This is a genomic window from Micromonospora sp. BL1 (assembly GCF_003667485.1).
Taxonomy (GTDB): Bacteria; Actinomycetota; Actinomycetes; order Mycobacteriales; family Micromonosporaceae; genus Micromonospora; species Micromonospora tulbaghiae.
On sequence record NZ_RCVK01000346.1, the window covers coordinates 1 to 13272 of the forward strand.

Annotated in this window: 14 protein-coding genes and 3 tRNA genes; 13 read left to right on the forward strand and 4 right to left on the reverse strand. The window is 72.1% G+C overall.

All coding sequences use genetic code 11. The annotated features are described in order from the left end of the window. Positions 1 to 79 precede the first annotated feature (79 nt). Together EAD96_RS25985 and EAD96_RS25990 are read right to left on the reverse strand one after the other, a co-directional pair. Positions 80 to 1402 carry a deoxyribodipyrimidine photo-lyase gene (locus EAD96_RS25985; RefSeq protein WP_121686109.1) on the reverse strand — a complete coding sequence of 441 codons (1323 nt, stop codon included), beginning with the start codon at positions 1400 to 1402 and terminating at the stop codon, positions 80 to 82. Next, complete coding sequence (locus EAD96_RS25990) at positions 1399 to 2325, reverse strand: phytoene/squalene synthase family protein (protein WP_121686110.1); 927 nt, start codon at positions 2323 to 2325, stop codon at positions 1399 to 1401. Before EAD96_RS25990 ends, EAD96_RS25985 begins: the two co-directional genes overlap by 4 nt. 64 nt (positions 2326 to 2389) lie before the next feature. On the opposite strand from EAD96_RS25990, the gene EAD96_RS25995 reads away from it, so the two are divergent. The 8 genes from EAD96_RS25995 (at position 2390) to EAD96_RS26030 (ending at position 7920) form a co-directional block, all read left to right on the forward strand. After that, positions 2390 to 3544, forward strand: a complete 1155-nt coding sequence (locus EAD96_RS25995; RefSeq protein WP_121686111.1) for a polyprenyl synthetase family protein — start codon at positions 2390 to 2392, stop codon at positions 3542 to 3544. Positions 3545 to 3573: 29 nt separating this feature from the next. Continuing rightward, positions 3574 to 5055 (forward strand): phytoene desaturase family protein, encoded by a 1482-nt coding sequence (crtI, locus tag EAD96_RS26000; protein WP_199733306.1) that lies wholly within the window; start codon positions 3574 to 3576, stop codon positions 5053 to 5055. After that, the gene (gene idi, locus EAD96_RS26005) at positions 5052 to 5645 is read left to right on the forward strand and encodes an isopentenyl-diphosphate Delta-isomerase (protein ID WP_121686113.1); all 594 of its coding nucleotides are present in this window, start codon (positions 5052 to 5054) and stop codon (positions 5643 to 5645) included. Before crtI ends, idi begins: the two co-directional genes overlap by 4 nt. Beyond that, the gene (locus EAD96_RS26010; protein ID WP_121686114.1) at positions 5635 to 6582 is read left to right on the forward strand and encodes a MerR family transcriptional regulator; all 948 of its coding nucleotides are present in this window, start codon (positions 5635 to 5637) and stop codon (positions 6580 to 6582) included. The genes idi and EAD96_RS26010 overlap by 11 nt, the downstream gene beginning before the upstream one ends. 76 nt (positions 6583 to 6658) lie before the next feature. Next, a complete protein-coding gene (locus EAD96_RS26015) occupies positions 6659 to 7447 on the forward strand; it encodes a polysaccharide deacetylase family protein (RefSeq protein ID WP_121686115.1) in 789 nt (262 codons plus the stop codon). A 143-nt stretch (positions 7448 to 7590) separates the two neighbouring features. Beyond that, positions 7591 to 7663: transfer RNA gene (locus EAD96_RS26020), tRNA-Glu, on the forward strand. A 33-nt stretch (positions 7664 to 7696) separates the two neighbouring features. Continuing rightward, positions 7697 to 7770: transfer RNA gene (locus EAD96_RS26025), tRNA-Asp, on the forward strand. A 76-nt stretch (positions 7771 to 7846) separates the two neighbouring features. Then, a tRNA-Phe gene (locus tag EAD96_RS26030) sits at positions 7847 to 7920 on the forward strand. A 63-nt stretch (positions 7921 to 7983) separates the two neighbouring features. Here EAD96_RS26030 and EAD96_RS26035 read toward each other — a convergent pair. Further along, on the reverse strand, positions 7984 to 8880 hold the full coding sequence (locus EAD96_RS26035; protein WP_121686116.1) for a LysR family transcriptional regulator: 897 nt from the start codon (positions 8878 to 8880) through the stop codon (positions 7984 to 7986). A 79-nt stretch (positions 8881 to 8959) separates the two neighbouring features. Between EAD96_RS26035 and EAD96_RS26040 the strand changes: the two genes are divergently transcribed. The 3 genes from EAD96_RS26040 to EAD96_RS26050 all read left to right on the forward strand — a co-directional run bounded on the left by EAD96_RS26040 (position 8960) and on the right by EAD96_RS26050 (position 11334). Beyond that, entirely contained in the window at positions 8960 to 9784 is an 825-nt protein-coding gene (locus EAD96_RS26040; protein ID WP_199733304.1) for an NAD(P)-dependent oxidoreductase, read from the forward strand. Further along, positions 9784 to 10194, forward strand: a complete 411-nt coding sequence (locus EAD96_RS26045; RefSeq protein ID WP_199733305.1) for a RidA family protein — start codon at positions 9784 to 9786, stop codon at positions 10192 to 10194. Before EAD96_RS26040 ends, EAD96_RS26045 begins: the two co-directional genes overlap by 1 nt. A gap of 219 nt (positions 10195 to 10413) precedes the next feature. Next, positions 10414 to 11334 carry a hypothetical protein gene (locus EAD96_RS26050; RefSeq protein WP_233586178.1) on the forward strand — a complete coding sequence of 307 codons (921 nt, stop codon included), beginning with the start codon at positions 10414 to 10416 and terminating at the stop codon, positions 11332 to 11334. Between the two features lie 91 nt (positions 11335 to 11425). Here the strand turns inward: EAD96_RS26050 and EAD96_RS26055 are convergent, their stop codons facing one another. Continuing rightward, positions 11426 to 11863 (reverse strand): ArsI/CadI family heavy metal resistance metalloenzyme, encoded by a 438-nt coding sequence (locus EAD96_RS26055; RefSeq protein ID WP_121686120.1) that lies wholly within the window; start codon positions 11861 to 11863, stop codon positions 11426 to 11428. A 215-nt stretch (positions 11864 to 12078) separates the two neighbouring features. On the opposite strand from EAD96_RS26055, the gene EAD96_RS26060 reads away from it, so the two are divergent. Both EAD96_RS26060 and EAD96_RS26065 read left to right on the forward strand, forming a co-directional pair. Beyond that, entirely contained in the window at positions 12079 to 12774 is a 696-nt protein-coding gene (locus EAD96_RS26060) for a hypothetical protein (protein ID WP_233586179.1), read from the forward strand. 2 nt (positions 12775 to 12776) lie between these two features. Then, the gene (locus tag EAD96_RS26065; RefSeq protein ID WP_121686122.1) at positions 12777 to 13190 is read left to right on the forward strand and encodes a transcriptional regulator; all 414 of its coding nucleotides are present in this window, start codon (positions 12777 to 12779) and stop codon (positions 13188 to 13190) included. Positions 13191 to 13272 lie beyond the last annotated feature (82 nt).

Sequence of the window (13272 nt, forward strand, 5' to 3'; positions counted from 1 at the left end):
GGCCGCGACCGGGGGGCGGCGGGCGGCGAGCGGCGAGCGGCGAGCGGCGAGCGGCGAGCGGCGAGCGGCAGCGTCAGCGTCAGCGGAGCCAGACCGGGTCGGTGCCGGACACCTCCAACGGCGGCGGGTAGTCGATCGTGCGGCGCACCTCGTCGGGCAGCCGCCACGGCTGGTGTACCGCCTTGCCCGCCACCGACGCAAGCTTCGGCACCCAGCGCCGCACGTACGCGCCGTCGGGGTCGTAGCGCTCGGCCTGCCGTACCGGGTTGAAGCCCCGGTACGGCCGGGTGTCGTTGCCGGTGCCGGCCACCCACTGCCAGTTGCCCGAGTTGTTGACCCGGTCGCCGTCGAGCAGCCACCGGAAGAAGACCTCCAGGCCGGGCCGCCAGTCCAGCCCGAGGTGCTTGGTCAGGTAGCCGGCGGTGATCAGGCGGGCCCGGTTGTGCATCCAGCCCTCGGCGCGCAACTGGCGCATGCCGGCGTCCACGATCGGCATGCCGGTCCGCCCCTCGGCCCAGGCGTCGAGCGCGTGCGGGTCGTCGCGCCAGTCCTCGCGCGCACCGCGCCGGTAGGCGACCGTGGACAGGTCGGGGAAACCGGCGACCACCTGATGGTAGAAGTCGCGCCAGCAGAGCTGCCGGACGAAGGGTCCGTCCCGGTCACCCGCCCGGTTCGCCACCGCCAGCGGCGACACGCACCCGAAGCGCAGGTACGGGCTGAGCCGCGAGGTCTCGTCGCCGTCCATGTCGTCGTGGATGTCGTCGTACCGATGGAGGGTGGGCAGCCAGGCGGTGAGCCGGCGCCCGGCGACGGTCTCGCCACCGACGGCGGCATCCGGGCTGTCGCCCCTCGGCGGGTCGGGCAGCCGGCCGGGGTCGACGCCGTCGGGCAGCCGGACCCGCTTCGGCGCGGCCAGTTCGTCGCGCCACCGCACGCCCTGCCAGGCCCGGAAGTAGGGGCTGAAGACGCGGTAGTGGTCGCCGCCACCGGGGCGCAGCGCACCGGGCTCGACGATCGTGAGGCCGGGGAACAGGCGCAGGAACATCCGGTGCCGCTCGCACTCGGCACGCAGACGGCGTTCCCGGCGGTGGGCGTAGCGGCTCACGTCGGCGGAGAGCCCGATGCCCTCGGCGCCCACCTTCCGGGCCAGCGCGACCGTCTCGGCCACCGGATCGCCGCGCCTGATCACCAGGTCGCCGCCGCGCCTGCGGAGCGCCTCGCGCAGGTCGGCCAGGCTCTGGTGCAGGAACCGGGTGCGGTTGGGCGAGAGCTTCTGCAACGCCGGGTCGAGCACGTAGAGCGGCACCACCCGGTCGAACGCGGAGCAGGCGGCGGCGAGCGCCGGATGGTCGTGCACCCGCAGGTCGCGGGTGAACAGCACCACCGCCGTCCGGCCGGTCATCCGGCCAGGGCCGGTTCCAGTGCCGGGCCGGGCACCCGCACCGGCGTGCCCGACGGGGTGAGCAGCGCCCGCGCGGCCACCGCCATCCGGCGCCGCCGCGGCACCAGGGCACGGCGGACGAAGACGTCGTAGTCCTGCGCGGCCACCTCGTCGAGGATGCCGCCGTAGAGCGCGTACGCGGTGCGCATGCACGCCTGCGAGGCGGGATCGAGCAGCGGGATGCCCGGCGCGGCGGCGACGTAGTGGGCCTGGGCGCGGGTCACCTCGTACTCGATCAGCTCGCGGATGCGCGGCGTGGTGCGGCCGGCGGCCTTGGCGGCGAGCAGGTCGTCACGGGTCAGGTCGAACTTGGCCATGTCCTCGTCGGGCAGGTAGGTCCGGCCCCGGTCCAGGTCCTCGGAGACGTCCCGGATGAAGTTGGTGAGCTGGAACGCGAAGCCGAGCTGACGGGCGGGCTCGCGGGCGGCGGCCGGGTCGGAGCTGCCGAGGATCGGCAGCATCATGGTGCCGATGACCGCGGCCGAGCCCTCCATGTAGTCGAGCAGGTCGTCGTAGGTCGGGTACGACATGACCGTCAGGTCCATCGCCATGCTGCGCAGGAACGACGCGAAGTCGTCGCGGTCCAGGTCGAACACGGCGATGGTGTGCAGCACGGCCGGCAGCAGCGGGTCGTCGACCGACGCACCGTGCAGCCCGGCGACGAATCGATCCGACCACTCGCGCAGCCGGGCGGCCCGCTCGGCCGGCGGCAGCTCCTCGGTGCGGTCGACGATCTCGTCCGCGTACCGGGTGAATCCATACAAGGCGTGCACATGCCGCCGTTTCCAGGCGGGAAGCAGCCGGGTGGCGAGATAGTAGGTACGGCCGTGACGCCGGTGCAGCTCGCGGCAGCGGTCATAGGCAGCGGTCAGATCCGTGTCCATCGGCCCTCCTCAGTTTCGACGCAGCAATCGACGCAACTCGTAACCCTAGGGTACGCTCGCCCACATGGCCAACGACGCAGTTGCGGGTAATGCGCTCCGCGTCGCGCCGGCTCAGCCCGGGGCGACGGACGATCCGGTCCGCGGCGTACTGGCCGCGTTCACGAAAGACCTGATCAAAGGGGTCGATGAGACGCTCGCGGCGTTCCTGGCCGCGGAAGTCGAATCGCTCACCGAGATCGACGCAGCGATGGGTGGTTTCGCCGCGACGGCGCGCGACTGCGTGCTGGCCGGCGGCAAGCGGGTCCGGCCCACGTTCGCGTACTGGGGATGGCGGGGCGTGGTCGGCGGGGAGGAACCGCTGTGCTCGGTGCTCCCGGCCCTGTCCGCGCTCGAACTGCTGCACACGTTCGCGCTGGTGCACGACGACGTGATGGACGCCTCCGACACCCGGCGAGGACTGCCCACCGCGCACCGGGCCGCCGCCGCCCGGCACCGGGCCGCCGGACACACGGGCGACCCCGACCGGTACGGCGAAGCCGTCGCCGTCCTCATCGGCGACCTCTGCATGGTGTGGGCCGACCGGCTGATGGCACACGCGGCGGTCCCGGCGGACCGGCTGCTCGACGTGCGCCGCTGCTACGACCAGATGCGGGTCGAGACGGTCGCCGGGCAGTTCCTCGACGTGCTCGGCGAGAACGACTCGGCGAACTGGACCGTCGACCGGGCGCTGCGGGTGGCGCGGTACAAGACCGCCAGCTACACCGTCCAGCGTCCGCTGCTGTTCGGCGCCTGCCTGGCCGGCGCCGACGCGGACGACCCGCTCATCGCCGCGTACACCCGGTACGGGCTGGCCGTCGGCGAGGCGTTCCAGCTCCGCGACGACCTGCTGGGCGTCTACGGCGACCCGCAGACCACCGGCAAGCCGGCCGGGGACGACCTGCGTACCGGCAAGCCGACCGCGCTGCTGATGCTGGCCCGGCAGCTCGCCGACCCGGCGCAGCGCCGCGCCCTGGAGCGGGCAGGCTCGGTCACCTCGGCACGCGAGGTGGACCGGCTGGCCGACGTGGTCCGCGACACCGGGGCCACGGCCCGGGTGGAGCGGATGATCTCCGACCGGGTGACCGACGCGCTCGCCGCGCTCGGCACCGCACCGATCGACGAGACGGCGCGCACCGCGCTGACCGGCCTCGCCACCGCCGCCACGGCGCGGCGGGCATGATGAGCAACTTCGTGAGCAAGGGGGCCGGAATGCGTACCGTCAAGGGACGGACCGACCGGGTGGTCGTGGTCGGCGCCGGGCTGGGTGGGCTGGCCTGCGCGCTGCACCTGGCCGGCAGCGGCCGGCAGGTGACGGTGCTGGAACGCGAGCCGGTGCCGGGCGGGCGCGCCGGGCGGCTCAGCGTCGACGGGTACGAGTTCGACACCGGCCCGACCGTCCTCACCATGCCCGACCTGATCGCCGAGGCGCTCGGCGCGGTGGGCGAGGAGCTGACCGACTGGCTCGACCTGAGCCCGCTCGACCCGGCGTACCGCGCCTACTACCCGGACGGGTCGACGCTCGACGTCATCACCGACACCACCCGGATGGCCGCCGAGATCGCGCGTGTCTGCGGCCCCCGGGAGGCCGACGGCTACCTGCGTTTCGTCGACTACGCGCGCAACCTGTGGCAGTGGGAACGGGCCGACTTCATCGAGCGCAACCTCGACGCGCCGACCGACCTGCTCACCGGCAACCTGTTGAAGCTGTTCGCCAACGGCGCCTTCCGGCGACTCCAGACGAAGATCAACCAGTTCTTCCGCGACCCTCGTACCCAGCGGATCTTCTCCTTCCAGGCCATGTACGCGGGCCTGTCGCCGCACGACGCGCTGGCGATCTACACGGTCATCGCGTACCTCGACTCGGTGGCCGGGGTGTGCTTCCCGCGCGGCGGCATCCACGCGGTCTCGCGCGGGATGGCCGGCGCGGCGGAGAAGCACGGCGTGCAGATCCGGTACGGCACCACCGTGACCCGGGTGGAGACCGCAAACGGCCGTGCCACCGGCGTCGTCACCGCGGACGGCGACTTCATCCCCGCCGACACGGTCGTGCTCAACCCGGACCTGCCGGTCGCCTACCAGGATCTGCTGCCGCCCAGCCGGCAGCGCAAGCTCACCTACTCGCCGTCCTGCGTGGTGCTGCACATCGGTTCGACGCAGGGCTATGGCAAGATCGCCCACCACAACATTCACTTCGGGCGGTCCTGGAAGGGCACGTTCGACGAGGTGATCCGCCGAGGCGAGCTGATGACCGACCCGTCGCTGCTGGTGACGAACCCGAGCCGCACCGACCCGTCGGTGGCGCCGGCCGGGAAGCACACCTACTACGTGCTCGCACCGGTGCCGAACCTCGAACGCGCGCCGTTCGACTGGACGGGTGATCTGACGCAGCGGTACGCCGAGCAGCTCGTGACCACGCTCGAGGAGCGCGGCTACGTCGGCTTCGGCGACGGCATCGAGGTGATGGAGGCCGTCACCCCGGCCGACTGGGCGGCGCAGGGCATGGCCGCCGGCACCCCGTTCGCCGCCGCGCACAGCCTCTTCCAGACCGGCCCGTTCCGCCCCTCCAACCTGCACCGCACGCTGGACAACGTGGTGTTCGTCGGCTCCGGCACCCAGCCGGGCGTCGGCGTGCCGATGGTGCTGATCAGCGGCAAGCTCGCCGCCGCCCGGATCACCGGGACGATGTCGTGAGCGAACGGGAGACCCACCTGGTCGAACTGGTCGACGACGACGGCCGGGTGGTCGGCGAGACCACCGTGGCGACCGCCCACCAGCCACCCGGACGGCTGCACCGCGCCTTCTCGGTGCTCCTCGTCGACCCCGAGGGGCGGGTGCTGTTGCAGCAGCGGGCCGCGGTCAAGACGCGGTTCCCGCTGCGCTGGGCGAACTCCTGCTGCGGCCATCCGCTGCCCGGCCAGTCGCCGGCCGAGGCCGCCAACCGGCGGCTCGCCGAGGAACTCGGCGTCGACCCGGTCGACCTCACCGAGGTGGGCGTCTACCTCTACTACGCGGAGGACCCGGCCACCGGACGCGTCGAGTTCGAGTACGACCACGTGCTGCGCGCCGACGTACCGGCCGACCTGGTCACGCGGCCCGACCCGGACGAGGTGGCCGACCTGCGCTGGGTCGACCCCGGCGCGGTGGTGGCCGACCTGGACGCCCACCCCCGCGAGTACGCCCCGTGGCTGGGCGGCGTGGTCAACCGGCTGCTGCACCCGACCGACGCGTCCCGGCCGGGCGTACCGGCCACCGAGGCACCGGAGCGGTCGGGTGGCCGATGAGGCGCTGAGCGCGGGGGCCGTCGCACGCCGACTGGGCGTGGCGGTCACCACGCTGCGTACCTGGCACCAGCGCTACGGTCTCGGCCCCAGCGAGCACGTGCCGGGCCACCACCGGCGGTACACGCCGGCCGACCTCGCCCGGCTGGAGATCATGCGCCGGCTGACCGCCGAGGGGGTCGCGCCCGCCGAGGCCGCCCGCTGGGCCCGGCAGGCGCCGGCCGTGCTGCCTCCGGAGCGGCTCGGCCTCAAGGCGAGGGCCTCGACGGTACGCGACGGCGGCGGCACCACCATCCCGGTCGGGCGGGCCGGTCCGGCGGCGCGCGGGCTGGCCCGTGCCGCCATGCGACTGGACTCGGTGACCATCGGCCGGACCATCGCCGACGCGCTGGCCGCCGACGGGGTGGTGGCGACCTGGGAGGGGCTGCTGCGGCCGGTGCTCGCCGGCATCGGGGAGCGGCACGCCGCCACCTCCGCGCTGATCGAGGTGGAACACCTCATGTCCCGGTGCGTCTCGGTGGCGTTCGCCACTGTGGCCCGGGCCCACCCGACCACGGGGCCGCCCCGGATCCTGCTGTCCTGCGCCGACGAGGAGCAGCACTCGCTGCCGCTGGAGGCGCTCGCCGCCGCACTGGCCGAGGCCGGTGTGAGTTATCGCATGCTCGGTGCCCGGGTGCCGGTACCCGCCCTGGTGGAGGCGGTCAACCGGACCGGTCCGGCGGCCGTGGTGCTCTGGTCGCACACCCGCGCGACGGCCGACCCGTGCCAGCTCACCGCGCTGCTGACCGTCCCGCGCCGGCCGCTGCTGGTGCTCGCCGCCGGGCCCGGCTGGCGGGCCGACTCGCTGCCGGCCGGGGTGGTCCGGCCGGTGGACCTGGCCGAGGCGTTGTCGCTGGCCGTGGCGGTACGGGACTCGCTGGACCAGTCGACGACGAGCTGAGCCCCTCTCCCGTTCCGGGTCGGCGTCCACTACGGTCGGAAAGTCCGTCTGACCCCGACCCCTCCGGGAGCGACGAATGCGTCCACGCGCCCTGTCGGCGCTCGCCCTGGGCCTGGTGCTCCTCGTCACCGGCTGCGGCGAAGCCGGCAAGTCACCCGAAAAGGCCGCCGCACCGCCGTCGGCCTCGGCGTCGCCGTCACCGACGCCGGTGACGAAGCCCTCACCGACCCACACCACTCCCGCGAAGCCGAAGCTGCGCCCGGTGCCGAAGAAGCTGCCGGCGGGCCTGCACCGGGCCAGCGGGAGCAACGGTGTGGCGCTCACCTTCGACGACGGGCCGGATCCCCGCTACACCCCGCAGATCCTGGCCCAGCTCCGGGCAGCCCGCGTGAAGGCCACCTTCTGCGTCGTCGGGCAGCAGGCCAAGCGCTACCCGGAGCTGGTCGCCCGGATCGTCCGCGAGGGGCACCAGCTCTGCAACCACAGCTGGCACCACGACGTGAACCTGGGCCGGCGCTCCGCCGCCGAGATCCGGGCCGACCTGGAACGGACGAACGAGGCCATCCACGCCGCCGCGCCCAAGGCGCCGATCACCTGGTTCCGCCAGCCCGGCGGCCGCTGGACGGCCGAGGAGGTCACGATCGCCAAGCAGATGGGTCTGCGCCCGCTGCACTGGAGCGTGGACCCGCAGGACTGGGACCACCCACCGGCGAAGACGATCATCAAGCGGGTGAAGGGTGCCACCCGGCACGGCTCGGTCGTGCTGATGCACGACGCGGGCGGCGACCGGGCCCAGACGATGGCCGCCTGCCGGCACCTGATTCCGGACCTGAAGCGGAGATTCGGCATCGCCCTACCGCGCTGACCTGCGGTTTTACCCGGCTCCACGGCCAGGCCCATACCGGTTTGGTCGTCCGCGCAGGCATGACATATGCTTCTCCTGCCTCCGGCGGGGCCGGATGGGAGCAAGTCCGCTTGAAGTTGCGAGTGTGCAATGATGGCGGGGCCGCCCTCATCGTCTAGCGGCCCAGGACGCCGCCCTTTCAAGGCGGTAGCACGGGTTCGAATCCCGTTGGGGGCACGGTCCGGCTCGCGCCGGATGCAACACCAGCCAGGTCCTGTGGAGCAGTTGGAGTGCTCGCCGCCCTGTCAAGGCGGAGGTCGCGGGTTCAAGTCCCGTCAGGACCGCAAGCGCTGACGCCGCGCAGCTCGATGCGCGGCGTTCTGCGTATCGGCCCGTGCGGTAGCATGTGCCGAGCACCACGGCCAGGTAGCTCAGTTGGTACGAGCGTCCGACTGAAAATCGGAAGGTCGGCGGTTCGACCCCGCCCCTGGCCACATAGCCTTTCGCCGGGCTACAGGAACGCCGATCAGCGGAGACGCAGGTCGGCGTTCTGCTTTTCAGCCCAGGTGGGCCGCCTCCGCCCGCAGATGCTCGAGAAAGTGCGTGACGGCCGGCGACGGCGTCCTGCCCCGCACGGTCGCCGCGAATACCTGCCGTACCGACTCGTCGTCCGGATGCAGGCGTAGCAGGGCGATGTCCGGCGGGGTTCCGCGTACCGCCAGGGCCGGAACCAGGGCCACCCCCAGCCCGGCGGCGACGCATCCCAGCTTGCCGGTCCACTCGGCGGCGACGATGTCGATGCGCGGCGAGAAGCCGCTGGGCAGGCTTGCCCGGAGCAGGCTGTTCTCGGCGGTGGCCGAGCCCACGACGAACGCGTCCTGGGCGAGGTCCGCCAGGCGCACCGAGCGGCGGCGCGCGAGCCGGTGGTCGCGCGCGACCGCGACCAGGAGCCGCTCGTCGAGCAGATGTCGCAGGTCGAATCGTTCGCGATCCAGCTCGCCCGTGGGCGAGGTGCTGACCACTGCCACATCCGCCTCGTCCGCGAGCAGGCGCTCCAGCAGCCGCGGCGTCACGCCCTCGACCAGCGACAGCGAGATCTCCGGGTAGGACGAGCGGAACGACGCCATCGCCCGGGGTACGAGAGCCGCGACAGCGGTCGGGAAGGCGCCCACACGCAGCCGCCCTCGGCCGAGCCCGCGCAGGTCGTCGAGGTCACGCCGGGCCGCGTCGAGCCGGTCGAGGACCGCCTCGGCGTGCGGGAGCAGCTCTCGCCCCTCCTCGGTGAGGGCGACGCCGCGGGGCAGCCGGTCGAAGAGCCGAGCGCCGATGTCGGCCTCGAGCGCGGCGATCTGCCGGGAGACAGCCGACTGGGTGAAGCTGAGGGCGCGTGCGGCGGTCGTGATCGAGCCGTGCCGCGCGACGGTGCGGAACACCTCCAGCAGCTGAGTCTCCATGGCAGGCATGGTAATCACGCATGGCAGGCATGCGAGACATTCGTTGGTCGCATTGCTCTCCCCGGCCTAGCGTTACGGCGTGAAGATCATCGCGGTCCTCGGGACAGGACACATGGGTACGCCGATAGCGCGCCGCCTCCTGGCCGGCGGCGACCGGGTCAGAGTGTGGAACCGCAGCCCGGAGCGCTCGGAGCCGCTGGGCGCGGCCGGCGCGACGGTGGCCGCGAGCCCGTCCGCCGCGGTCGACGGAGCCGACGTCGCCGTCGTCATGCTCGCCGACGCCGGCGCGGTCGAGACGGTGCTGTTCGGGCCGGACGGCGCCGCCGCCGCGCTCCGGCCCGGAACGGTCGTGGTGCAGATGTCGACGATCGGGCCGGACGAAGTCCGAGCAGTGGCCGGCCGGCTTCCGGCGGGCGTCTCACTCCTCGACGCCCCCGTCGGCGGCAGCGTCGACGCCGCCCGGGCCGGCACGCTGACGATCTTCGCAGGCGGCACCGCCGATGCCGTGGAGAGGGCGGCTCCGGTGCTGGAACAACTCGGTTCGGTCCGTCACTGCGGGCCGATCGGCGCAGGCGCCGCCGTCAAACTCGTCGCGAACACGGGCCTGGTGACGGGTGTCGCCGCGCTGCACGACGCGCTGGCTGTCGCCGCAGCGCTCGGTGTCGACAGACAGACCGCCCTCGACGTGCTCGGCCGAGGGGCCCTCGGCGGTGCGGTCGGGCGGGTCACCGCGCCGGGCGCCTCGTTCGCAGTCGCGCTGGCGGCGAAGGACGCACGGCTGGCGCTGCGCCGCCCGGTGCCGGCTCCCGTGCTGGAGGCCGCCCTCGACCTGATGCGGGCCGCGCCGGACCAGGACGCGGATCTCTCCTGCCTCGTCTCAGCCGACTTCCTGAAGGGATGCTGATGCACCTCACCCTGGACAACCCCGCATCCGTCGCGGCTCCGTTCGGCGACCGCTTCGCGCACGTCGCCCGGATCGATGTCGGCGGCGGCGCGCTGCTGATGCTCGCCGGACAGGTCGCCGTCGACGACGACGGCGAGGTGGTGGCCCCCGGAGACCCTGGCCCCCAGGCCGAACGGATCTTCGAGATCGTGGGCGGCGTGCTCGCGGCGCACGGGGCGAGCTTCGACGACGTGCTGCACATCCGCACGTTCATGACAGACCTGGCTGACCTTCCGGCGTACGCGGCCGTCCGGCGCCGTCTCTTCCCGGGGACACCGCCGCCGGCGAGCACGACTGTCGAGATCAGCAAGCTCTTCCTGCCGGGCGCTGTGCTCGAGGTCGAGGTCACGGCCGTGGTCCGGTCCCGCTAGGGCTCGCGACGGGTTGCGCTTCCCGTCGACGGCAGAACCCACGGCCGGCACGGGTCGCCACCCCGGAGTACCTGACGGGTGTACGGTACGCACCCCGGCAACAGCGGCGGCGCCTACGGTGAGCCCCCTGAGTGACGGACGGAACGAGGCAGGTGAGTACGGAAAGGGTCGCGTGTGCGTGCGTTGCGTACGGCTCTGACGCCGGTCCTCGTACTGGCCGTGATCCTGCTCGGCGGGTGTGGCCGGGTCACGGGGCTCCTGGACAGTGTCTCCCTGTTCCATCCGGTCTGGGCCGCCGACGGCTGGGTCTACTACCTGCGGGAGGTGACCTCGACCTCGGGCTCGGGAGTAGCCGAGGTGTGGCGGCAGCGACCCGACGGGAGCGCCGAGGAACCCGTTCTCACGCGCGCGCCGGCGGTATCCACCTGCGAAGCGGGCTTGTTCAGCTTCCTGTTCGCAGGCCCCGACGGCGACCTCGGGGTGGCCCTCGAATGCGGCTGGGACGGCACCGAACTGCTCAGCTACTCGCCCGCCGACAAGACGTTCGAGCCGCTGGCGTCGACACGCTTCCTCGTCGACGCCGCACTCGTGAACGGTGCCGACCGGGGATTTGTGCAGGCACCCCGGGAGTGCGGTCCGGGAGGAATCCAGCTGCTCGCCGACGGGAAGGCGTACGAGTTCGGCTCTCCGGTGACGGTGGGCGGGACGACCTTCAACCTCAGTGGCGGTGACACGGATTGCGAGTCGACGGTGCTGGCACGGTCGCCCGCGGCGCTGGGTGACCGGCTGTTCTTCATCACCGCACCCGACTCCCTCGGCAGGTTGCCGCTGCCTCCCGAGGTGAGTCCGGACGATCTCACCTGGCACCTGACCGAGTGGGACGTCGGATCGGCCACGGCCAGGTTCGTCACGGAGCTTCCCGGCCTCGCCGACCTGGCGGTGTCGCCGGACGGCCGGTCGGTGATCGCCGCCGTCTCGTCGGACCACGTGGGCGGGGTCTGGTCGGTCGACGTCGGCACCGGGAAGAAGACGAGGATCGCCGACGGCGCCCGCGCGCACGACCCGAGCTTCTCTCCGGACGGCAAGCGGTTCGTCTACGTCGAGGGCTTCAAACGGCTGAGGTTCGCCAAAGCGCGATAGTCGACGTACGCGGTGGGCACGCTGAGGCGGCTCAACGACGACAGAGGTCCCCACCGGCAGACGAGCCGGTGGGGACCTCGCGGTATGCGGCTCAGACAGCGGCGGGCTGCGCCGCCGTGTCCGAGGCGCAGCAGGCGCTCTCGGTCGCCTTCTCCAGCTGCGGCGAGTCGGCCTTGACCGTGTAGACCTCCCACGGCTCGTCGCCGGGGCCGCGCACCCAGACCTTGTCCTGGAGCGCGTAGCAGCACTCGGTGTCGTTCTCCTCCAGGGTGATCAGGCCGGACTCGGTGAGCCGGCTGGTCGCGGCGTTGACCTCCTCGGTGGTGGACACCTCCACCCCGAGGTGGTCCATCACCGTCGGCAGGCCGGGCTCACCTTCGAGGAGTACGAGCTTCAGCGGCGGGTTCTCCACCGCGAAGTTGGCGTAGCCGGGGCGGCGCTTGGCCGGGTCGACGCCGAACAGCTTGCTGTAGAAGGCCACGGAGCCTTCGAGGTCGGACACGCGCAGGGCGAGCTGGACGCGGGACATGTGAACTCCCTGTCTAGATGATTATCGAAGCAGGGCCAACCTTGCCTCCTGTTTTGACGTCTGTCAACCTAGAGGAATGTCGAAGCAAGAGCTGTCGCTTGCGTTATTTGGGTTTGCAATGCAAACCTATTTGGGTTACAGCGCATCGGCTGCCGGGAGGAACCATGCCGTCCGAGTCACCCCGCGAGGACAGTGCTCAGGAACTGCTCGCTTCGATGACCACACTCCGCCGACAGGCCCGGGCGGCTCGTCAGGCGTACTGGCTTCCGCTCCTGCTCTTCGGGCTGCTCATCGCGGCGGCCGCGCCGCTGTACGTCGAGTCGGTGGAGCCACCCCCGCTGCGCGCCGGGTCCGACGGCCCCGCACTGACCGGTCTCGGCGGCGGCTTCCTGGAGAAGTCGGCCGCTCTGGGCTGGTACTGGCTGGTGGCGCTCGTCGGCGGCTATCTGGCCGGCCTGGCCTGGTACCGCTGGCACGGCCGGCGAGCCGGCGTCCAGACCCCGACCCGGGCGTACGTCGTCGCCGGCATCGCGGGCACGCTCGTCGGCCTCGCCCTTCCGATCGTCCTGGAGTTCCTGCTGTTGAACACCAGCGCACCCGTGTCGAGCGGCACCAATTGGCTGACCGGTCCGCTGCTCGGCCTCGCCAACCGGGGCATGCTGCCGCACCTCGTGATCGCCGTGGGTCTGGCGGTTCTCGCCCACCTCGAACGCAGCCGCAGCCTGTGGGTGGTGGTCGGTCTCTACACCGTCGTACTCGTCGCCGTGAACGCCTGGTTCCAGATCTCCGACCTGCAGAGCGGCGATCTGACCCGGTTCAGCTTCATGCTCGCCGCCATGCTCCCGGCACCGATCCTGCTGATCGGCGGGGGTCTGGCGCTCGCCGCCACGAAGAAGCAGCACAATCGGTAACCGTGAGCACCGTGGACGATCCTCGCGCGAGCGGGCCATTCCCGACGAACGGCCTCGACGACACGGTCCACCAACGGCACCGGCTCGGCATCCTGACCATCGCCGCCGAAGGCGAGCGGGTGGAGGTGGCCTATCTCCGGGAGGCCCTCGAACTCACCGCGGGCAACCTGTCCCGGCACCTCACTGTGCTGGAAGAGGCACGCCTGATCGAGGTGGAGAAGGGTTACCACGGACGTCGTCCACGGACGTGGATCCGGATCACCCGGGAGGGACGCCAGGCCCTGCACTCCGAGATCGCCGCCCTCCAGGAGCTGCTCCGCCGCCACCAGCAGACCGCACCGACCTCCACCTCGGCCGATCCGGACGACCGCCCACCACGTGATGCTCTCCCCTGCTCGACCACCCCGCCTCGGTGATCAAGGAGTTTGTGTCATCCAGAGCCGGTGAACCGGACACAAACTCCTTGATCAACGGAGTGCGTGGGGGTGAGGGCGGGGC